The 20,686-nt window shown below is 47.1% G+C and carries 14 protein-coding genes, 1 tRNA gene and 2 CRISPR repeat arrays; of the genes, 1 reads left to right on the plus strand and 14 read right to left on the minus strand.

Features of this window, described 5'->3' with window-relative positions:
- The first annotated feature begins 30 nt into the window (after nucleotides 1–30).
- A CRISPR array of direct repeats spans nucleotides 31–750; the repeat unit is 33 nt; unit sequence ATTTCAATCCACTCTCCCCGTGCGGGGAGAGAC.
- A gap of 171 nt (nucleotides 751–921) precedes the next feature.
- From cas2 (IJG50_07695) to IJG50_07735, 9 genes are all read right to left on the minus strand, one after another.
- Nucleotides 922–1,212: a CRISPR-associated endonuclease Cas2 gene (cas2, locus tag IJG50_07695; protein ID MBQ3379726.1), complete on the minus strand. Its 291-nt coding sequence runs from the start codon at nucleotides 1,210–1,212 to the stop codon at nucleotides 922–924.
- A 4-nt stretch (nucleotides 1,213–1,216) separates the two neighbouring features.
- On the minus strand, nucleotides 1,217–2,248 hold the full coding sequence (cas1c, locus tag IJG50_07700) for a type I-C CRISPR-associated endonuclease Cas1 (GenBank protein MBQ3379727.1): 1,032 nt from the start codon (nucleotides 2,246–2,248) through the stop codon (nucleotides 1,217–1,219).
- The gene (cas4, locus tag IJG50_07705; protein MBQ3379728.1) at nucleotides 2,245–2,907 is read right to left on the minus strand and encodes a CRISPR-associated protein Cas4; all 663 of its coding nucleotides are present in this window, start codon (nucleotides 2,905–2,907) and stop codon (nucleotides 2,245–2,247) included. The genes cas1c and cas4 overlap by 4 nt, the downstream gene beginning before the upstream one ends.
- Nucleotides 2,904–3,797 (minus strand): type I-C CRISPR-associated protein Cas7/Csd2, encoded by an 894-nt coding sequence (gene cas7c, locus IJG50_07710; protein MBQ3379729.1) that lies wholly within the window; start codon nucleotides 3,795–3,797, stop codon nucleotides 2,904–2,906. The genes cas4 and cas7c overlap by 4 nt, the downstream gene beginning before the upstream one ends.
- A gap of 4 nt (nucleotides 3,798–3,801) precedes the next feature.
- Nucleotides 3,802–5,532: a type I-C CRISPR-associated protein Cas8c/Csd1 gene (gene cas8c / locus IJG50_07715; GenBank protein MBQ3379730.1), complete on the minus strand. Its 1,731-nt coding sequence runs from the start codon at nucleotides 5,530–5,532 to the stop codon at nucleotides 3,802–3,804.
- Nucleotides 5,529–6,197 carry a type I-C CRISPR-associated protein Cas5 gene (gene cas5c, locus IJG50_07720; protein ID MBQ3379731.1) on the minus strand — a complete coding sequence of 223 codons (669 nt, stop codon included), beginning with the start codon at nucleotides 6,195–6,197 and terminating at the stop codon, nucleotides 5,529–5,531. The genes cas8c and cas5c overlap by 4 nt, the downstream gene beginning before the upstream one ends.
- 307 nt (nucleotides 6,198–6,504) lie before the next feature.
- Nucleotides 6,505–8,646: a CRISPR-associated helicase Cas3' gene (gene cas3 / locus IJG50_07725; protein MBQ3379732.1), complete on the minus strand. Its 2,142-nt coding sequence runs from the start codon at nucleotides 8,644–8,646 to the stop codon at nucleotides 6,505–6,507.
- A 407-nt stretch (nucleotides 8,647–9,053) separates the two neighbouring features.
- Nucleotides 9,054–9,144: transfer RNA gene (locus IJG50_07730), tRNA-Ser, on the minus strand.
- A gap of 121 nt (nucleotides 9,145–9,265) precedes the next feature.
- Entirely contained in the window at nucleotides 9,266–10,438 is a 1,173-nt protein-coding gene (locus IJG50_07735) for an NAD-dependent malic enzyme (protein MBQ3379733.1), read from the minus strand.
- A gap of 151 nt (nucleotides 10,439–10,589) precedes the next feature.
- Between IJG50_07735 and IJG50_07740 the strand changes: the two genes are divergently transcribed.
- Nucleotides 10,590–12,032 carry a proline--tRNA ligase gene (locus IJG50_07740; GenBank protein MBQ3379734.1) on the plus strand — a complete coding sequence of 481 codons (1,443 nt, stop codon included), beginning with the start codon at nucleotides 10,590–10,592 and terminating at the stop codon, nucleotides 12,030–12,032.
- 272 nt (nucleotides 12,033–12,304) lie between these two features.
- Here IJG50_07740 and IJG50_07745 read toward each other — a convergent pair whose 3' ends face one another.
- The 5 genes from IJG50_07745 to cas9 form a co-directional block, all read right to left on the minus strand.
- Nucleotides 12,305–13,513: an IS256 family transposase gene (locus IJG50_07745; GenBank protein MBQ3379735.1), complete on the minus strand. Its 1,209-nt coding sequence runs from the start codon at nucleotides 13,511–13,513 to the stop codon at nucleotides 12,305–12,307.
- A 172-nt stretch (nucleotides 13,514–13,685) separates the two neighbouring features.
- Nucleotides 13,686–14,579: direct repeats of the CRISPR family, unit length 36 nt; unit sequence GTTTAATACCCATCAAAAACTACACTGCTCTCAAAC.
- 134 nt (nucleotides 14,580–14,713) lie between these two features.
- Nucleotides 14,714–15,388, minus strand: a complete 675-nt coding sequence (gene csn2, locus IJG50_07750; GenBank protein ID MBQ3379736.1) for a type II-A CRISPR-associated protein Csn2 — start codon at nucleotides 15,386–15,388, stop codon at nucleotides 14,714–14,716.
- The gene (gene cas2 / locus IJG50_07755) at nucleotides 15,385–15,690 is read right to left on the minus strand and encodes a CRISPR-associated endonuclease Cas2 (protein MBQ3379737.1); all 306 of its coding nucleotides are present in this window, start codon (nucleotides 15,688–15,690) and stop codon (nucleotides 15,385–15,387) included. Before cas2 (IJG50_07755) ends, csn2 begins: the two co-directional genes overlap by 4 nt.
- Before the next feature lie 4 nt (nucleotides 15,691–15,694).
- Nucleotides 15,695–16,573, minus strand: coding sequence for a type II CRISPR-associated endonuclease Cas1 (cas1, locus tag IJG50_07760; protein ID MBQ3379738.1), 879 nt, complete (start codon nucleotides 16,571–16,573; stop codon nucleotides 15,695–15,697).
- Between the two features lie 12 nt (nucleotides 16,574–16,585).
- On the minus strand, nucleotides 16,586–20,584 hold the full coding sequence (gene cas9 / locus IJG50_07765) for a type II CRISPR RNA-guided endonuclease Cas9 (GenBank protein MBQ3379739.1): 3,999 nt from the start codon (nucleotides 20,582–20,584) through the stop codon (nucleotides 16,586–16,588).
- Nucleotides 20,585–20,686 lie beyond the last annotated feature (102 nt).

Raw genomic sequence — 20,686 nt, forward strand, 5'->3', positions numbered from 1 at the left:
GTGGAGCTGGAAAAAAATAGGATAAGTTTGATTTCAATCCACTCCCCCAGTGCGGGGAGAGACACCGGCGCACCCCAGCTGCAGATGCGCCGTGATGTATATTTCAATCCACTCTCCCCGTGCGGGGAGAGACAGGTCGTCGGCGACTCAATGTCGACGGACATAAGGATTTCAATCCACTCTCCCCGTGCGGGGAGAGACGGCGGCTGGACGGAGGTTGAGGCCGATAGCCGCACAATTTCAATCCACTCTCCCCGTGCGGGGAGAGACTTTGTGAAGACGATGGGCATTATGAAGAAGGCGGCATTTCAATCCACTCTCCCCGTGCGGGGAGAGACTTTCTGCATTGCCGTTTCGTGGTTACGCTCTTATTTGATTTCAATCCACTCTCCCCGTGCGGGGAGAGACTTGACTTATGATGATGTAAATTTGCCTGTAATTAATATTTCAATCCACTCTCCCCGTGCGGGGAGAGACCGAAAGTTAATGCTATCGCCAATCTTGCTATTGCTATTTCAATCCACTCTCCCCGTGCGGGGAGAGACGTGGTAAGTGCCTTGATTGCAGGTTAGGTTATGCTCGTATTTCAATCCACTCTCCCCGTGCGGGGAGAGACAGAAATTGCAAAGTTTAAAGCTGAAAAAAAGTTAATTTCAATCCACTCTCCCCGTGCGGGGAGAGACTTTTTGTGCCTAACCGACTTATATGGCAACACTGATTTCAATCCACTCTCCCCGTGCGGGGAGAGACAGCAAAAATGCACAATATTATGTCTGCATTTTTGCGAAAACTTACGATTTTCTCGTAAAAATACACCCAAATAACGCATAAACCCTGTTGTTATTCGGAAATAAGGTGTTTTTTCACCTTTTTTCTGCGCGAACCTTCCGCATTTTAATGTTTGCTTCGGGTTCGCGCTAATCAAATCATCAGCGTTCCTTCCGGCTCGTACGTTTGCTTGCACCCGAAGTGTTCAATCCTTTTCTCATACTTATCTCCAAGATAATAGAACCGCAGGCTGTCGCGCTGTGGATCCATTATGCTACAAAGTCGGGCCTGAAGCACCTTGTTCTGCGACGGGTCAAGCAAGCATTCAAAGACAGAATTCTGCACACGCTGTCCGTAATTCACACATTGCTTTGCTATCTGTCTGAGTCGCTTGCGTCCGGCGGCATCCTCTGTATTAACGTCATAAGTGATTACTACAAGCATATTATCATCTCCATAAGAAAGGCGGATATCCGTCCATATCCCCGCGAATACAACGGGCCAGCAGCAACGCCTGTACATACGGCACCAGACCCCACTGCAGCTTTTCCTCAAGGTATGGATGGGTCAGCATCTCCTTTTTTCTCTTCTGCCACTGATCGAGGAATGTGCTCCGCCCATCGCTCGTAAGCGATACCGCCCCGCTCTCCCGAATGAGAAAGTCCTTTTCCCCAATCACATGATTGTTTATGATGGTAAGAACGAAGCGATCTGCTATACAGGGCCGCAGTTCCTCCATTAGATCGAGCGCCAGTGATGAGCGCCCCGGCCTGTCGCGATGGAGAAATCCTACATATGCATCTAGTCCGACGCTCTCAAGCGCCGCCGCGCAGTCATGGGATAAAAGGCTGTATGCAAACGAAAGCAATGCGTTCACGGGGTCAAGGGGAGGCCTTCGGTTCCTGCCCAAAAAGGCGAATGACTCGTTCTGTCCCAGTATCATCTCGTCAAGTACGCTGAAATATGCCATGCTCCCCGTTCCCTCAAGTCCGCGAAGCGTGTCAAGCGACGTCTCCCCCATGACCGGGACAAAAAGCGTCTTTATCCTGTCGGCTGCATCACGAAGCTTGTCCACGTCCACCCGCAGTTCATGATCTCGGCGCGTTCTTAAAATGCTTGCTCTTGCATTATAAAGCTTTCCGAAAATCATTGCACGGGCAACAAGGCAACTCTGAACAGTATCGTCAGCCCATCTGTACTGCATCCTGCGAAGCAACACATTGCCGTTGTTCTCTCCGGATACTCTCGCCAGAAAGCGGCCCCGCGGCGAGCAGAACGTCAATGATATGCCGCGTCGGGCACATGCGCCCATCAAAGCAGGAGAGGCACCGGGATATGAGAAGCATATAATCCCGCTTAAAGTGTGAAGAGGAAAGCGCGAAACGACAGTTTTTTCTCTGTTCGCCACCACATTTTCGTCCTCCAGTGAAAGGTATATATCCTCCGACGTTACAAAAAGCGTATTCAAAAGATGTCTCATATATCATCCTCCATTGCTTCCTTCATGTAGCTTTTCACCGATTTTTTGCGCATAAGTTTGGGCAGACACAAATCTTTAAGCGAACATGCGCTGCATCCTTTTTTCGGCTTGACCTTTGGCGTATGCTGTTTTTCATAAAGGCTGTGCATCTCAAAAATAGCATCCCTGACCTGTCCGCGCAGTTCAGCCGTAAATACTACTGCTGTCCTTCTCTTTGCTTCATTGTAATATAGCGCACCGGAAGGAATACTGCAGCACAGCATTTCTTCAATGCACATTGCCTGGGCGCAAAGCTGCATTTCGTCCGCAAGATGCTCTTTGGGCTTTCCCCGCTTGTACTCCACGGGCATGGGCAGCCACGTTCCGTCCTCGCCTTTGAGCGTTATGCCGCCGTCTGCAAGTCTGAACTCCACAACGTCGCACTGACCGGATATGCCGAGGGCGCGGGAGAAAACGGGCATCCCCCTGGTTATAATAACATTACCCCGCTTCTCGCGGCGTTCCCAGTCGTGGGCATTTTTATGCATTAAATCACCCTCTACAGTCCTTAGATTCTCTGCCCACTGCTGCTCAATGTGGATAAGCGCCCACTGTCGGCGGCAGAACACAAAGTGCTGTATCCCGGAAAGCTGGAGCAGGTCTTCATCCTTATATCTCATATCATCCTTGTACAAGTCACACCTGCGGGGATCATATCGTCATCTACCGTAACAACATAATCCGTGTAGGCTCTGGGGGACACTACGTCCGCCTTTTTTTGCGCTTTTACGAGCTCAAAAAGCTTATGAGCCGGAGCATTTCCCAACTCGGAATCATGCTTAAATACGACAAGCTCTCTCAACGCCATTTTCCCTCTCGCAGCGGATCGGTCATTTTCAAACATATTGATGACTGCCTGCCAAAGCAGTGTAATATCCTCATCGGAAAATCCAGTTGACTTTCTTGCCAGATTGGCCGATACATACCCCTCGCATTTGTATAGTCCATACGGGACAATGTATTTACGTCCAATTTCCGTTTCCTTTTTTTCGGCATCCGCTTCAGTAGTAATTGCCACACGGGTTATTGTCACCTCTTGTGGCAGAATAGGGTCAATGCTGCGGGCAAACCCAAGCTGTACAGGTCCGCGCACCTGTCCGCAGTTCAAAGCGCCCTTAACAAAAGTAGTCATTACTGCGCCGAATGTGCGAATATCGTAGAAATTGGCGCACATCCAGTCACGAAGCTTTCTGTCTATGTCTGCGTCCTTCTTTTTTGCAGCTTTCAGTGATTTGTCGTCGGACTTAACGCCTACAGCCTTGCATGCTTCCACATCGCTTCTGTTGAGGGGAACACCATCCTTTACATATATTCGGTATCCCGCTTCGTCTTCCTTATATGTCTCGATATAATTTCTTATCTTTCGTTTCAGACAAACGTCCGTGACAAGACCGAATCCCGTTTCCGGGTCAATTCTGGGCATATTCCCCGCATCGGGGTCCCCGTTGGGATTTCCGTTCTCAACATCAAAGAGTATTACAAAATCATATCTGTTTTTTATCGCTGCCATGGTGTTATGCCTCCTCTTTCTTTGTAAATCGTTTCTGTCTCTGATGATAGTAACCCAGGTCAAACGAGCCCTGCTGAGGCAGGCTAAGTCTAACGGGATACTCTTCGTCAAATATGCTTTTAAGCTCTCCGATCTGCTTCTCAAAATATATCCTTGCACGTGGTTCAAGCTTTCTCAGATGCGCCTTAGACAGCTTGTCCAATATCGGAAATATATTTCCCGGCGAAGCTGCTGCAGAATTAAAATACTTATCCTTGATAGTCGAATTTATGCCCGGATTTGCGTTCTCCTGCAGCGCCTCATATACCGAAAACAGGCGCCCCAGAGTATACGCTGGATTTTTGCTTTCTTCGTTCAAGCTCAATGTCAAAACCTCCTCAGGACACTCCGGTGTCTTGTTTTTAAGATAATATGCTTTTATAATGGCCGCTCTGCCGCGTGTTATGTTCTGCTCTGCCCGTATGCGAAGCATCGTCTGTTCAATAAGCGCCGCAGGATACGGCGTCCCTGCAAAGATCGCCCTCGCCGTTGCTCCCGCCATCACGGGGCTTGGATTCTTGTCTCGCGAATTTTTATTGACCGTTTCTGAGAGCATGGCCCACAGGGGGATCGTATCAAACTGTTCATAAGACGGTCTGATAATCTCCATTCTTTCATGATGGTCGTGGACATTTTTCAAAACACTTCCGAATGTATTTCTTAAAAAGAAACGTACCGAAATGCGCGCTGAATTTGGTGAGAGACCAAGTATATAAAAAGTCTTGTTCGGATCCAGCATGACTCCGTTGAAATCAACAGGTCTGCCCTTAAGCAGAGTTTTTGTCATATTGCGAAGATCGTCCTCGGAATAACCGGTATCCTTTCCGAAGGCTGCGCCGCCCATCATTCCCTGGTAAGCGGGTTGGCCACCTTCTGCCCAAAATAATACAGATGTATCTCCCAGACTCGATACATTGTCACGGTCCGCCAAAAGATAGTTAAGTGCTGCCGTGTAGGCAAATGCCGCATATTTCCCTACGGGCGCGTTGTAGTTCTGATCCCTTCCGAATGAATGATATGCATTTGCATTAAACGATACTAATGCGCCACCGCTGGGCTGGCCGCCCCTTAGTCCTTTAATTGCCGGATGCACTGCTTCAATAACATCATTGTGCCCTGTCACAAGACATTGCATCATGGGGCCTTCTTTTGCGTCATAGTGAGATTGCCACGCTGCCGCTATATCTGGGTCTTCATAAGCGAACTGACCATTTACGCGAAATACAAGGTTCGCTCCGCCGTATAGCTTGTCAAGCTTGTCTTTTATGGCGCTGTGCTCGGCTGCCCCCTTGGTATCCCAAGATGAATAAAAACCCATTATAGCCCTGGCCACAGGGGTGTGGACATTCTCAAGGACCTGCTTATGAAGCTTTGCGCTTGTTTCAAAACATTGCCTTGTACGTTCCGGTTTTCCTTTGTCGTCAATCCCCAATAAATATCCCGCGTTATCCCAAAGAAAATTTGCCGCCACTCCCGAGGATCGCTTTACCGGCGCAGGCAGATGCATTTTTCTGGGGCGAAGAACCGTCTTTTTTCCACTCGGAACCTCATCGAGCAAGGGTATTAGCTGTGTAAGCTTTCCGTTTCCATCTATGCAAAGCGCAAATGTCACGCCTGTCTTACTCCATCCGGGACGGGCGATCTTCCCTGCGTCCGCCAAATCTTCATACAATCTTACTAATGCCTGCAAGATCATCGAACCACCTCCCGGCTCACGATTTCCGGCACCTCAAGCACACCGTCCTTTAGGGTTGCTCTGAAGAACATAGGTTTAATGTCTTCCGGATCAGAATAATCCATATCTAGAAGCATCCATCCCAAATCATGCTCACCCTTCAAAGCCTCAGGGCAAGCAGGGATGACGGCGCACTGTCTGAAATTCGCAGGGAATTCCCTCACTCCGAAGCAGGGTTGATGGTAACATTGTCCTCGCGCCAGCCGACGCTTTACGATATCCTGAAACTTTCCTGGGTTATCTCCCGGCGCAGCTCTATTCGTCATCTCAAAATGAGCCTCAATAACGTAATGCACGTCCCGAAGAATCATAGCCGCGCGCTGTTGAATGCTCTCGGGCGTCGCTAGATAAATATCTGCGCGTCCTTTTTCCATGTGTTCTTTTATCTTGCTTGCGAGAATTGTATCCTTTACCTCGTTGCGTCTGACATTTGTAAAGCATATAGGGCTACAAACATGTATGCGGTCAATTATCCACCGCATGCCCGGGTGCCAATAAATCGCCTCTATTAAGCCGCGTGCAGAAGAGGGCGTCATAATATCATAGGACACGCGCTCCACCTTCATCTCGGGTCTCGAAAAGCAAGCGTAATCTCCCCATACTTCCACTTTGACCGACATGAGCATCACTCCTTTCTACAACAAACTCTGTTTAAATCTACTTACGTCCAAATAACAATGCAAAAGGCTTATGTTTGTTGCGGTAATTACCGCTTAAAGCCGATTATTTTTCCTGTAACTTCATATTAACATACATTAATGCGAGTTTCAATGATTTTTAATATTTTGTTAGTGGTATAGGTAAAATAATTGACAAAAAGAATTAAACATGTATAATATATATTGTCCGGAATTTATCCGGTGGATTGAAAAGTTAGTGGTATTGGTATATGAAATGAGCAGAAGCAGGGCAATCACCCTGCTTCTGCTTTCTTCAAGCAAAATGCGCCTTTCCCCATTCTATCTCCGGCGACAATCCGGTCATTTCGTTATAAAGTGTAATATCTGTAAGCACCGCGCTTCCCTCATCTATAGGAATCACTGCGCCAGCAGCAAGCAGATCTTTGTATTGTCGCTCGTAAACAGACACACCGTATTGCCCTACCTTGCGAAACAACTCGCGGTTTCGCTCTCCCTCAAGAATTCTGTTGATCAACTCGGCTCCTTTTTCCAAGGGGACATATACAGTCGTGGTATCATCTCCAATAAAGCGAAACCTTTCGGCAACGCTTCTGAACGGCATCATACAGCCCGATATCCCTCGAAGGAAGGCATCGATCACCCCGTATTTGTCCATATTGTCTCCTATTAGTGATCTCCATGCCCGAAAATACATCTCTATAGTCTTTGGATCGCTCGGATCACGTCCTTCAGATAATACTTCCACCGCTGCGCCTACCGGTGCGCCAAACAAAGGCGGCACAGGCCAGTCTCCCCGAAAAATCACGACCAAGCTTTTCTCCCGAGGTCTCTTTCCTTCGCGATTGCAGCGTCCTGCTGCCTGAACCATTGAATCCAGTCCGGCCAATTCTCTGTATACCGTTGGAAAATCAACATCCACTCCCGCTTCTATCAAGGAAGTAGACACAACGCGGCACAAAAGTCCGTCTTTCAACCTCCTCCTTATCTCTTCAAGTATCTGTCTGCGGTGCTCCGAGACCATGAGTGTTGACAGATGGTAGCTTCCCTCTTTTGGTAGCAGCTCATATATTCTTCGTGCTGCATTCCGGCTGTTTACGATGCATAGCACCTCATTAAACTTGCAAAGCTCTGAAGCTAGAATCTCCGCTGTAACGTCCCCCCTTGAAGAAAAAGTCACTCTGCGAAGCTGCGCAAACTGTTCCTGCAGATCAGGGCACAGCTCTCGAATCTCCATTCCGCCCGAGTAGTATGATAAAAGGTCATTGATGGAAGGCTGTGTAGCTGTACACAATACCGCGGTAGAACCGTAGTGTCTTACCAATTGCGATATGGCCGATACACAAGGTCTCAGATGCTCTCCCGGAATCACCTGAGCTTCGTCAAAAATGAATACGCTGCAGGCCAGGTTATGGAGTTTTCGGCACTTAGAAGGCCTGTTGGAATACAGCGACTCAAAAAACTGTACAGCTGTTGTGACAATTATAGGGGCATCCCAATTCTCCGTAGATAACGCATGGCGATACCCAACAGCATCCGTGTCTTTATCTCCGTCAAATGCTACATTAAAATGATGCTCCACTACATTCTCTTCGCCCAGAATATTTTTGAACACTCTCGCATTCTGTTCAATGATAGATGTATACGGTATAACATATACCACGTGGTTCATTCCGTGATGTACCGCGTGACGCAGGGCAAAAGCGAGAGACGCTATTGTTTTGCCTCCGCCCGTAGGAACAGTAAGAGTAAACAGCCCTTTTTCCATTGATGCTTTATCCATGCAAGCCGATAAAACCTTGCATCGTTTTTCATTAAGCGGCGTCTTCGGCGGCCAAAATGGTGCTATAAAGGTCTCTAGCCTTTTAAGCAAGTCTGAAAGAGGCACATAGGGCGTTCTTTCCACCTTCCCACTATATATGAACTCTTCAGTATCAAGATAATCTGAATCAACGAGACAGGAATAGAGCATCCTCGTATAAAAAGCGTCCGTCAAAGCATCTTTACCAAAAAAAGACGGATAAGCGGCTTTTTGGGGCAGTCTGATCTCTTTCTCCCACGCCGAATAATCGGGCAATCTGTGTGCTTCTCTCCTTTTACATCTACCTATAAGCGTAGTCTGATCTGCCGTATCTCCATTAGCGCCTCCGTCCGGCAGTCCTCCATGATGGCCTGCAACTGCAAAAGCAGCCGGAATCTGCGATATGTTCAGACACTCCACCGCTCCTGCCGTTGCGTGATCAACAGGATGACCGCCCCGCAAACGTTGCTGAAAGGCATCGCTGTACTTTCCCAAATCATGTGCAAGCCCAACTAATTCGCCCTGCTCTTCTGCCTGAAAAGCGCTGGCAAACGTTCTGCACCTCTTGGCCGTACCACTTAAGTGTTCAAGCACTGATTGCTGTCTGTCCCCGCATATATGTGCCAAATATTGCATAACACCCCACCTTTGCGTCTTTGATGTTCCATAATAGTCTTTTTAAATTTTACTATACTCTGTTACTCAATTCAATACGACAGCCCTTGCCAAATACACCTTCTTTCTTAATCACAGCAAAGCGTATAAATCACTAGGGAATAAAATGTGAATGTCATATAGACATTGGATGAACTTACTTCGACGAAGTCTTTAAAAAAGACGAAAAATATGTAATGAGATGAAAACAACAAAAAACCGCCTCGCGGGCGATTTTTTGTTGGCGGACAGGGTGGGATTCGACCTGCGCTGCGGCGCAGGCCGGGTCGCGGCTCTGACATGCCACCGGCACGTCATTCACTCCCGCTCCCGTTCGAATCCCACTCATTGCAAAAAAGCGAAGACCCCCTCGTGGGGGTCTTCGCTTTTGGCGGACAGGGTGGGATTCGAACCCACGGTGCCGTTGCCGACACACCTGATTTCGAGTCAGGGCCGTTATGACCACTTCGATACCTGTCCGTATATGTTCACCTGCCGAAAGCAGGATAAACGCTTATTTGATTCTTTAAAAGACAAATGATATTTTACAACAAACCCGGCTTAAAGTCAATACATTTCGAGTCTAAAATCAAAATACGTTTTAAATGCGCGCAACGCCGCTTGCGCGGGCAGCCTCCGAAACAGCCTTTGCCACCGCTTCCGCTATGCCGCGGTCGAACGCGTCGGGCAGTATCTTCTCCTCGCAAAGCTCGGACGTCGGCACTACTGACGCAATAGCCTTTGACGCCGCTATCTTCATTTCCTCGTTTATATCGCTTGCGCGGCAGTCGAGCGCGCCTCTGAATATGCCGGGAAACGCAAGCACGTTGTTTATCTGATTGGGAAAATCGCTTCTGCCGGTGCCGACAATGCGCGCCCCCGCTTTTTTGGCAGGCTCGGGCATTATCTCAGGTACGGGATTTGCCATCGGGAATACTATGGCGTCCTCCGCCATCGAGCGCACCATATCCTCCGTAACTATGCCCGGAGCCGACACGCCCAAAAACACGTCCGCGCCCTTCATCGCGTCCGCAAGCGTGCCCGCGATGCGTTCGGGATTCGTCACCTTCGCTATAGCCTGCTGAGCCGGATTTTTGTTGTCCATGCCTTCGTAGAGCGTGCCGCGGCTTCCGCAGAGTATTATATTCTTCGCGCCGAGCCCCATGAAGAACTTGGCTATAGCAATACCGGCCGCGCCTGCACCGCTTAATACTATCTTTATATCTTCAAAGCGCTTTCCCACGACCTTTAATGCGTTCATCAGCGCCGCTCCCGCCACGATCGCCGTGCCGTGCTGGTCGTCGTGAAATATCGGTATATCGCATACCTCTTTAAGCTTTCGCTCTATCTCAAAGCAGCGCGGAGCAGAAATGTCCTCTAAATTTATGCCGCCGAACGATTTGGAAATAAGCGCTATGGACTTTACTATCTCATCTACGTCCTTTGAGTCAACGCAGATAGGGAACGCGTCAACGCCGCCCAGCTCGTGAAACAGTACGCATTTGCCCTCCATAACGGGCATCGCCGCCTCAGGGCCGATATCGCCGAGGCCGAGCACGGCCGTGCCGTCGGTCACAACGGCCACGAGATTATGACGTCTCGTAAGCTCGTATACCTTGCTTTTATCCTTTGCTATCTCAAGGCAGGGCGCAGCGACTCCGGGCGTGTACGCCGTTGAAAGATCGTCCTTATTCTTAACGGGAACGGTCGATATGACCTCTATCTTCCCCTTCTTTTCATAGTGCATATCAAGCGCAAGCTTCATGTAATCCATAAAAAAGCACCTCCAAATCAATCGACATTTCAATTATATATTATTTTTCAAATAATTCAAGGCAAATATTTGACACAATAAGGCGTTTAGAATATAATTGTGTATTATGGTAATAATAAGCCTTTTGCGGCTTTAATTTTTGGAGGAAAAAATGGCAAAAGATAATAAAGATAAGCTTGTCAAAGAGATAACTTCCCGCGATACGGACTTTGCGCAGTGGTATACCGACGTGGTGAAAAAGGCCGCGCTTGCAGACTATTCTACCGTAAAGGGCTGCATGATAATCCGTCCGTACGGGTATGCTATTTGGGAGAATATTCAGAGCACTCTCGATAAAATGTTCAAGGAAACGGGACATGAGAACGTATATATGCCTATGCTCATTCCGGAAAGCCTGCTTCAGATAGAAAAGGACCATGTTGAGGGCTTTGCGCCCGAGGTGGCATGGGTCACTCACGGCGGCAACGAAAAGCTCACGGAACGTCTTTGCATACGCCCCACTTCGGAAACGCTCTTTTGCCAGCATTACAAGAATGTGATACATTCCTACCGCGATCTGCCCATGCTGTACAATCAGTGGTGCAGCGTTATGCGCTGGGAAAAGACTACGCGTCCCTTCCTTCGCACCACGGAATTTTTGTGGCAGGAAGGTCATACGATGCACGAAACGCCCGAGGAGGCGCGCGAGGAAACGCGCCGTATGCTCAACACCTACGCCGACTTTTTGGAAAATTACATGGCCGTGCCCGTTACGAAGGGACAAAAAACAGACAAGGAAAAGTTCGCCGGAGCAGAGGAAACATACACAGTCGAGGCAATGATGCACGACGGCAAGGCGCTTCAGTCGGGCACTTCGCATTATTTCGGCGACGGCTTTGCGAAGGCGTTTGAAATACAGTTTACGGGACGCGACAATAAACTTAAATATCCGCACCAGACCTCTTGGGGCGTGTCCACGCGCATGATAGGCGCGCTTATAATGGTCCACGGCGACGACGACGGCCTTGTTATACCGCCTAAAATTGCACCCGTTCAGCTTGTTATCGTTCCTGTGGCAATGCAGAAGCCCGGCGTACTCGATAAGGCAAGGGAGCTTTTATCAGCGCTCAAATCGCAGTTCAGAGTACAGCTCGACGACAGCGACAAGATGCCCGGTTGGAAGTTCGCCGAGCACGAGATGCGCGGCGTACCGCTTCGCATGGAGATAGGCCCGAAGGATATCGAAAAAGGCCAGTGCGTGCTTGTTCGCCGCGACACGCGCGAGAAGTATTTCGTACCGCTCGAGGGCGTTGAAGGAAAGATCGCCGAGCTTCTCGATGAGATACAAAAGAGTATGTTCGAACGCGCGAAAAACTTCCGCGAGTCGCACATTTATGATGCGGCCACCTACGACGAGATGAAGAAAACGGCCGAGGAAAAGCCAGGCTTTATAAACGCAATGTGGTGCGGCGACGTTGAATGCGAGGAGAAGATAAAGGAAGAAGTCGGCCTCTCATCGCGCTGCATGCCGTTTGAGCAGAAGCACGTCTCCGACGTATGCGTCTGCTGCGGCAAGCCCGCAAAGTCGATGGTCATCTGGGGCAAGTCATATTGATTTTACAAATTTTGATAAAAGCGGCAGTTCACGCGTGTGAACTGCCGCTTTTTGCATAATATAAGGGCGTTTTTCGAGACTGTTTCAAGTTTTGTGTAAACCCAAAAAAACTGATATAAGAATTATTAATTGATAAACTGGGGCAAGGCTGAGGGTATCGGCATTGCCCTTATCCGCATTATATCGTGGTATTTGCGTATGTGTCAATACAGAGTCTGGAGGCTGCGCGCCCCCAGCCCTCTGCACTACGTCATTTCCGGCATCAAAAGATGTCAGAAATGACGTCCGGAATTCAGGCGTTCTTCAAAATAAATCTCCAGTTGAGAACGGATCTGCCCCCAATCCTGACGGTGGCCGGTCCATTTTTTCGTGATATCTATCATCGCCAGATAGAGCATTTTCAGAAGGCTGTCATCCGATGGGAATATCGTTTTGCTCTTTGTAACTTTGCGAAGCTGGCGATTGAATCCTTCGATTGCGTTTGTGGTATAGATCAGCCGGCGGACGGGTTCGGGATACTTGAAATACGTAGAAAGGGTCGGCCAGTTATCACGCCAGGATTTGCCTATCTTCGGATATTTTTCATCCCATTTGCCGCAAAATTCATCCAGTTCTGCCAGGGCTGTTTCCTCAGTTGGTGCTGCATATACGAGTTTCAGATCGGCCATCAGTTTCTTCACGTCTTTGTAAGAAACGTAGCGTGTGGTATTGCGGATTTGGTGGATGATACAGTGCTGTATCTCTGTGTTCGGATAAACAGCCTCTATGGCCTGCGGAAAACCGTTAAGCCCGTCTACGCAGGCAATTAGTATATCCTCCACACCACGGTTCCTAAGGCCGTTAATAATAGACAGCCAGAACTTTGCGCTTTCATTCTCGCCAACGTACATGCCGAGAACATCCTTGTGACCATCCATGTCTATCCCCAGTACGACATAGACGGCACGCTTTACAATGCGTCCTTCACTGCGAACGTGGTAGTGTATGGCATCCAGAAAAACGACCGCGTATACTTCTTCCAAAGGCCGTTCCTGCCATTCCTTGATGATCGGCACGATCTTATCCGTGATCCGGCTGATCGTGCTGTCGGAGATATCGATATCGTAAAGATCCCTCATGTGAGACTCGATATCCGCTGTGGTCATGCCCTTAGCATACATGGAGATGATCTTTTCTTCCATGTCCTGCGTGACAGTATTCTGGTACTTTTTGATTACCTGTGGTTCGAATTCGCCTTTTCGGTCTCTCGGAATATCTACTTCCATGTCACCGTAGCTGGTGTGCATTCTCTTTTTTGAATGACCGTTCCTGCTGTTGTCCGTTTCTTTGTTGCGGTAATCATACTTGGAATAACCGAGTTCTTCGTCCAGTTCCTTATCAAGGACACCTTCCAAAAGAACAGACATCATGTCACGCATGATGGCATTCACTTCACCTCCGTCTTTGATCCGGACATCATTATTTTTCAGATACTCCTGCATCATTTCCCGCATGGCTTGTTTCTGCGGGGATTCATTTCTGGTTCTTTTAGACATAGAAAAACCTCCAAACTGATAATTCTATCTTATATCAGTTCGGAGGTTTACACAATCTTTGGGATACTCCCCGTTTTTCAGTAGAGTTCGGCACACCTTATCACCGATCAAAGCGCGAGTTTAATACCCATCAAAAACTACACTGCTCTCAAACTGTCATAGTCGCCGTTAGCGAAATCGACCAGTTTAATACCCATCAAAAACTACACTGCTCTCAAACAGGTTGAGCATAAAACGCGTCTTGACCTGAGTTTAATACCCATCAAAAACTACACTGCTCTCAAACGGGAGCGCAAGGCAGAAAAGCTGCTTCAGGGTTTAATACCCATCAAAAACTACACTGCTCTCAAACAATCACTCAGGGCTATACGGACTGAGAAGGGTTTAATACCCATCAAAAACTACACTGCTCTCAAACGTCCGCTATGCGATAACGAGTGTGAGGACTGTTTAATACCCATCAAAAACTACACTGCTCTCAAACTGAGCAATACGTCACATCAACGTGAAGTGCGTTTAATACCCATCAAAAACTACACTGCTCTCAAACCATGGTAAGATATAATTGCAAAGGGCGATAGTTTAATACCCATCAAAAACTACACTGCTCTCAAACACTGCTGCTGTATAGCGTTCACGCCGCCGCGTTTAATACCCATCAAAAACTACACTGCTCTCAAACTACAAGACCTATTGACGGATGAGAAGCTCAGTTTAATACCCATCAAAAACTACACTGCTCTCAAACTGTAGCAGCTCTGCTACCTCTGGTACTGTGGTTTAATACCCATCAAAAACTACACTGCTCTCAAACAGTATAAAGGCTGAGCAGATGTTTGCTGAGGTTTAATACCCATCAAAAACTACACTGCTCTCAAACAATACGCCGCGACAAATGTCAATCCGTTTTGTTTAATACCCATCAAAAACTACACTGCTCTCAAACCGAGGCAATTGCCGCGTGTGAGGGTGTACGGTTTAATACCCATCAAAAACTACACTGCTCTCAAACCTCAAAGTCCATGCCGTCCCTTAAAACGGTTTTCGGCGACAAATTCAAGGCGTCGAAACGGCGTTTCGACAAAGAGCGTACCGCACTGCAAAACGGTTGTGTGCTTTTAACGGTATATATATATTGTACCATATTCAATGGTCGCCGTCAATCTCGCAGAGATCCGCGTCTATTATCCGATTTATCTCTATCGGCAGCACGGGCTCTCTGTATGAGCTTTCTATAAGCAGCACGTCAAACTTTTCATAACATATCGACTTGTAAAGTCCGCTCAGCTCATCTTGTGAAAGATATGCCTTCAATCCGCAGAATACGAAAAGCCGCGTTCCGAAAAACGAGCGATATATTCGCATATACTCCAGCGCCTTCTGCGGCAGTTCGAGACCCTCCTCGTCTATATAAAAGCCTAGCGTTTTTATCAGGTCAGCCGTTTCAACGAATGAACACGCGACGTTCTCAGAAAAATCCATGGCTGTCAGTGCTCCCAACTCGTTTACTGCGTTGAGGGCGCAAGTCAGCTCCCGCTCGTGTCCTTCGGCGTACGATACAGCCTGTTTTTCAAGGCGTGACCGGATGTTTTTGCTGTTCAGCGTCATGCCGAACGCATCGGTGATAACGGCTGCGTACTTTGAGAATTCGAGTATGCCGCTTTTGTCAGACAGCACAAATCCCCCTTCGTCTCCTTGTTGCTGAGCGGTCAGCTGTGTAAGGAACGAGCGCAGTGTGCGCGGCTCCTCAACTGTAAGCACATTTATTACGTTTTCTTTAAAGCTTATAGGCGTACTTAAAAGATAGTGCGCCAAAATCATAATACTACCAGCCTTTCATCAGAGGATACGACGTCGCTTTGAAACTCGCCGACGATCATCTCCATTCGTGAATACTGCTTTTCAGTTATCACAAGCAGCGAAACAAAGCCGTCAGGCGGTTTGTTTCGCCTAACAGATTCTATCGACGCGTTCGCAGCCGTCATATTTAAAGCAAGCTTGCAGTAGACCGACTTTTGAAGCATCATATATCCGCTCTTTATAAGAAATTTTCGAAAACGCGTATAATTTCTTCTGTCCGCCGCCGTCTCCACCGGCAAATCGAAAAAAACAAGTATCCTCATAAACCTATAGCTCATACTCCACCCATTTGATCAAAGAAACGTCTTCCAAAAGAAGCGCGTCAAAAACGCTTTTTATGTATATATTCATCGCATTTATAAGATACTGACTTCTTTCGGATATTTTTACCCTTCTGTTTAAAACGTCAACTAACTTAAGCTTGTCCTCCTTTGTAAGCTCTACCCCTTCCTCAAGCTCAAGCACCGCGGCGTCGACAAACGGGCGCAGCGGCTCAACGAGATCGCATGAGAGATTGAACTCATTATACACGTTGTCGTGATGTATGCCTATCTGCGTTGCGTAGCCGTTTGACACGACGGCTCTCGATACGGCGGACAGCATGACCATATATCCGTAATTAAGCGCCGAATTTATAAATCCGCCCTCGCTGCGCGAAAAGTCACGGCCGAAAAGAGCGTTGAAATATACCTTTGCCGCAAAGCCCTCGCGGTTGGTAGCATCGTCGTGCTCTATCTGCTCAATGTAAAAGTCCAGAAGAGATGCTTGTCTCTTTGCGTTGTCCTTTAACACACGGGCCTGTCCCTTTATCTTTGCGCGAACGATTTGTGCCCACACCTCGCCCTTAATATACGGATCCCAGCTTATCTGGCTTCTTATTTTCAAGGATGTATCGTGACTTCCGTAAAACGGCATATACATGCCCTGCGGGTCGCGCCTTTCATCGCAGAAGATGACGTTTATTCTAAATCTGGCAAGCTCGCTCAAAAGATACGCCGTAAGCGATACGGCTGTGCTCTCTATCATGAGCACGGCTATTTCGCTTAAATGAACGCGGCTTATTCCGTTAGTATTCCTTACGATAAGATAATCCATTTTGTAGTCAAGCTTCGCAGCTGACGACACAACTACTACACGCCAGCTCATAAAAGAGACACCTCATTTCAAAAGATCTGTCTTCACTTCGAAAAGTCCCGTCACCGACTGGTTGATAAGATACGCCGTTTTAAGATTTCTTAAATTTTTGGATCTCTGGATACGTCCTACTGTCTTTTTCCCGTTCAGTATTTCAAAGTTGGCGTTTTGCGCGTCGCATTTAAACGCCTTCAATATCTCCATGAGGATCTTGCATTGGTCGTGTTCGCTCATTTTTATAAAGGCGTCTTTCCCGGAGCTTACTGTATTTTTTACCGCCGATAACACAGCTCTATATACAGGTGATTCAAGCTTTAAAAGAAACCACTCGAAAAGCTCCTCGTTCTGCTCACGCGTTACCGCGTCAAACTTTGTGGGGATAACGCTCTCTTTTGACTTTGCGTTTCGCTCAACGAATTTCGACACAGCTTTTATGTATTTTTCATGTGCCGTATCTGCGGCAAGCTGATAATTGTGCTTTAGTACATATTGATCTCCAGTCCTGCCGGAAACCGATAACCTCACTCCGTCAAACTCCAAAAGCGCGTCCGTGCGTATGCACGGTGCGATAATAACTGGATCTTTAAGTCCCATCACGTCCCTGCAGAACGTTTCGGGATCGCTTTCATACAGCTTTCTCTGATAGATAAGCACCGGCTCAAGCGTGCGTATGCGCTTTTTCTTCTCCGTATGCTCCACGGCAAAGAAATATGCTCCCTTGAGCTTGTTGTATCCTCCGTAGGAATCTACAGGTCTTCCCTGCTTTGCTTCAAGCTGCCCCTTGCCTTTCGGCATAAGCTGAAGATCGAAAAGCTCGCCTTTCTGAATATACGGCATTCTTGTAAAGCGGATATTGCTTTTTGCCACGTATTTCTTAACGGTCACAATCGTTTTTTCGGCGTCCCACGCGCCCTTTGTGTCGTATTCAAATACTTTATTCAGCGAATAATTCTCTGTCGCTATATTCTTCATGAATTTTTCAGTGAACTTCGTATCATACACGTTGCCCACGACTATATTTAGATAAGCGTCCCTCGCGTGGTGGATATCGCTTACGTCGCGGCATTTAATAATATCGTATTTCTGTCTGAAGTCGTCAACGTTTACGGCTTTCGACGTCACGATGCGCGTATTCGGATAACGCTCTGAAAGTAGCACAGCCAAAGCCTTTACCGACTGGCTCGTCTGTACAAGCTGACGTGCCACGAAGGACTGAAGCTCCTCATCGGTTAGCGGAGTGCTGCGCGTCAGCCGATCGTACTTTATTTCGCCTATAAGTCCTTTGTCCTTTAGTGCCTTCCAGAATTCTTTCATATTTTTGCGTATCTCGCCGCTTATCGGATAATTGTTCCCCTTTTTACCGTTGAGCTCTTTCTTAACGAGTACGCGGTTTTCAATGCTGTCGTCCTTTATGCGGGACTGAGGAAAAATGTGATCTATATCGTAAAGGTCGTCATTTTTAAGAAGCTCCTCTATATCTATTGAAGCACCCGAATACATGCATTTGCCTAGCTGCGTATAATAAAGGTACAGCTTATCACTTCTTAAGCGGTTCTCTTCCGTGGAGATAAACTTTTCGTACACTTCTTTATACTCTGCATCGTTTTTGATCCTTTCATATAGTCCCGAAAGGCGCTCTTTTCTCGTCTGCGTCCGTTTTCCTTTCAGGTTCTCCCTCGTTCCGCGCGTCACCTCTACAAATATCTTTTCGGGCGCGCCTCCCTTTATATCAACTATCTCATCAACGATGCGAAGCGCCTGTCTTACGCTTCGTCTTACTGCCGGGGATATGTACATAGCGTCAAGTTTATCTTTGAGCTTATCGGATATGCCGAAGCGCTCGTCTTTATATTCCTTCGCCTTCTGTGCAAATTGGTAATCATCGGACAAAAGCTGCATAAGATTACAGTTCGTTGTCCAAAGCATATCCATTATCGAAATTGCCTCGCCGTATTTATCCGGAATGCATATCTCTTTAAGAAACGTCTTCGAAAGCCGCCCCCAATCGCTGTATTTCAAACGCATGATGCGGCGTATATCTTTTTCGCCGAGCTCGGGATGCTCTCTTCTTATGCGTTGTCCGAGCACACGCTTATCTCCGCCGAAGATAAGAATGCTTTTTATTATATCCTCCGCGGCATCTTTACCCGCCTTTTCTATTATGTCTTTTAAGTCGTGATAAGATTTGAGCGACGATTTTATCACATCATCAACGCCGCTTATTACTCCTTCATCATTTTTTGACAAGTATCCCGTGTCAAAAAGCCATTGCCTTATGCGTTTTTTCGTTACTTTTCTCGAATCGCAAATAAACAGCGCTTCAAACAGTTTCTGTTTCACCTCGACGGGCAGGGGCTTTCCGTTTACCTTTATGCTGTTTATCTCGTTGAGCACCATATATTTACTGTATATGAGGGAATCCTTCGGCAGCACGTATTCGCCCGTATAAGTACATCTTCCAATCAAATTAGTAAGAAACTTCTCGGCGCTTTCTTCAAGAGATACTACCTTTTCAAAGTTCCATGGGTATATCTTTTCATCCGCGCGCACTACCCATGAATTAGGCGAATTCCTATTGAGCGGACCGACGTAATACGGGATCCTGAAATTAAATACGGCTATCAGCTTTTTTGCTGCGGTAAGCCTTTCGCTGTCCGCTTCGTTTAAAAACGGAAGATAGGTCGCGGCGTTTTTCAGTATGGCTTTAAGCTCTCTTTCATGAAGCTGATGCGGTATAACGCTGTTTTCGGAGCTTGAAAGGCGCGGCATGAGGGTTTTTTCGTCAATAGCGTCTTTAAACTTAAGATAATCTTTTTTGTCGGCCGCGCTTTTTAATTCACTCTTTAAAAAAGTGCAGAATTCTTCCTGTGTGCAGACGTGATCTCCCGAATGCGTTTTATATCTGCTGTAAGCGGCGAAATTATTAAGATTATCTTTTCTCTCGCTGAAAATATGATAATACTTTTCGGGCAGATGTTTTTTTACAAACGCCTTCAGCTCTTTTTGCGTTTTTTTATTCTCGTTGAACTGTCTTACTTTCGCATCGCTTAAATATTTTTCTTCACCGAGTATCTGCGAAAGCCGCACAGCGTCAAAAACTTCTTTGAGCTTTATTAGCAGCTCCGCTTGCTCCTCCCCAAGCTCCTGTATGAGAGAGTCAAGCTTTTCTTCAATATTGTCGGAAAGCCGTATGCTTTTATTCTCGATATCCTTTAAAGCTTTATTGCAAAACAGGTCAGCCGCTTTGACCGAAGCGCCCGCAAGCAGATCGGAAACGTGTCCGACGCTTAAATTCAGCGCATCTTCATCCATGTCTTCAGCTTTGGGGATACTTCCGTAAGCCGCTTTAAGCGCTTTTTTCTTGTCGTTTATTCTAAAGTCAGGCGCCTTCAGCGTCTCAATATACTTAGCCTTATCCTTGGGTTTGAATTCGACGTTGCCGATTCTTTCAGTGTAAGCAGATAATTCATCGATCAATTCACCCACTTCGGGAGTATCGTCCGAACCCATAACTTCAAAAAGAAAATGACCGCGCTTCTTCATTATATGATGAATTGCCAAAAAGACCTCACGAATATCGTGTTCTTCGTTTGAGCGGATCAGTTCACTTCTTAAATGATACATCGTCGGATAGCGTTTAAAGAAATCCTTATCACTCTTATCTGCGTCGGCGAACAATACGTCCCCGGCGGCGCCGATGCTTTTATCCTTTAAAAGTAGAGAGCTTTCGTGCATACGTTTAAAAAAGTCGGGGTCTTTTTGCGTAATATAAGGCGCAAATATCATCTCAAGAAGCAAAAGTCTCTGATTTCTTCTGTCAAGCCGTCTGCGCGCCGTTCTCGAGGTCCTTCTTTCGGCAGCGCCCTTCGCCTCTTCAAACAAATTAACTCCCCACATGGCGTTGCCTTTAAACTTGGAGATCTTATATTCCTTATCGCTTACGGCCCACCCGACCGAATTCGTGCCCGCATCCAATCCTATGTAATAATCAATTATCCTTTCGTTATTTCCGTTTTTCTTCATTTTAATTACCCTTTTTCTTATTAAGCTCTTGACTGATCGTTTTGAAAGCGGTAAACTGATAATAGTTTTTGATACCCATCAGAAACTATACTGCAAGTTCAA

It is taken from the genome of Clostridia bacterium, from assembly GCA_017405765.1.
Classification (GTDB): domain Bacteria; phylum Bacillota; class Clostridia; order Oscillospirales; family RGIG577; genus RGIG577.

Coding starts and splice junctions, on each gene's coding strand:
- cas4 (MBQ3379728.1), bottom strand. CDS start 2,907: ATGAGATATAAGGATGAAGACCTGCTCCAGCTTTCCGGGATACAGCAC.
- cas7c (MBQ3379729.1), bottom strand. CDS start 3,797: ATGGCAGCGATAAAAAACAGATATGATTTTGTAATACTCTTTGATGTT.
- IJG50_07745 (MBQ3379735.1), bottom strand. CDS start 13,513: ATGCAGGAGTATCTGAAAAATAATGATGTCCGGATCAAAGACGGAGGT.
- IJG50_07740 (MBQ3379734.1), top strand. CDS start 10,590: ATGGCAAAAGATAATAAAGATAAGCTTGTCAAAGAGATAACTTCCCGC.
- cas2 (MBQ3379737.1), bottom strand. CDS start 15,690: ATGAGGATACTTGTTTTTTTCGATTTGCCGGTGGAGACGGCGGCGGAC.
- cas3 (MBQ3379732.1), bottom strand. CDS start 8,646: ATGCAATATTTGGCACATATATGCGGGGACAGACAGCAATCAGTGCTT.
- cas9 (MBQ3379739.1), bottom strand. CDS start 20,584: ATGAAGAAAAACGGAAATAACGAAAGGATAATTGATTATTACATAGGA.
- cas8c (MBQ3379730.1), bottom strand. CDS start 5,532: ATGATCTTGCAGGCATTAGTAAGATTGTATGAAGATTTGGCGGACGCA.
- cas2 (MBQ3379726.1), bottom strand. CDS start 1,212: ATGCTTGTAGTAATCACTTATGACGTTAATACAGAGGATGCCGCCGGA.
- cas5c (MBQ3379731.1), bottom strand. CDS start 6,197: ATGCTCATGTCGGTCAAAGTGGAAGTATGGGGAGATTACGCTTGCTTT.
- cas1c (MBQ3379727.1), bottom strand. CDS start 2,248: ATGAGACATCTTTTGAATACGCTTTTTGTAACGTCGGAGGATATATAC.
- cas1 (MBQ3379738.1), bottom strand. CDS start 16,573: ATGAGCTGGCGTGTAGTAGTTGTGTCGTCAGCTGCGAAGCTTGACTAC.
- IJG50_07735 (MBQ3379733.1), bottom strand. CDS start 10,438: ATGGATTACATGAAGCTTGCGCTTGATATGCACTATGAAAAGAAGGGG.
- csn2 (MBQ3379736.1), bottom strand. CDS start 15,388: ATGATTTTGGCGCACTATCTTTTAAGTACGCCTATAAGCTTTAAAGAA.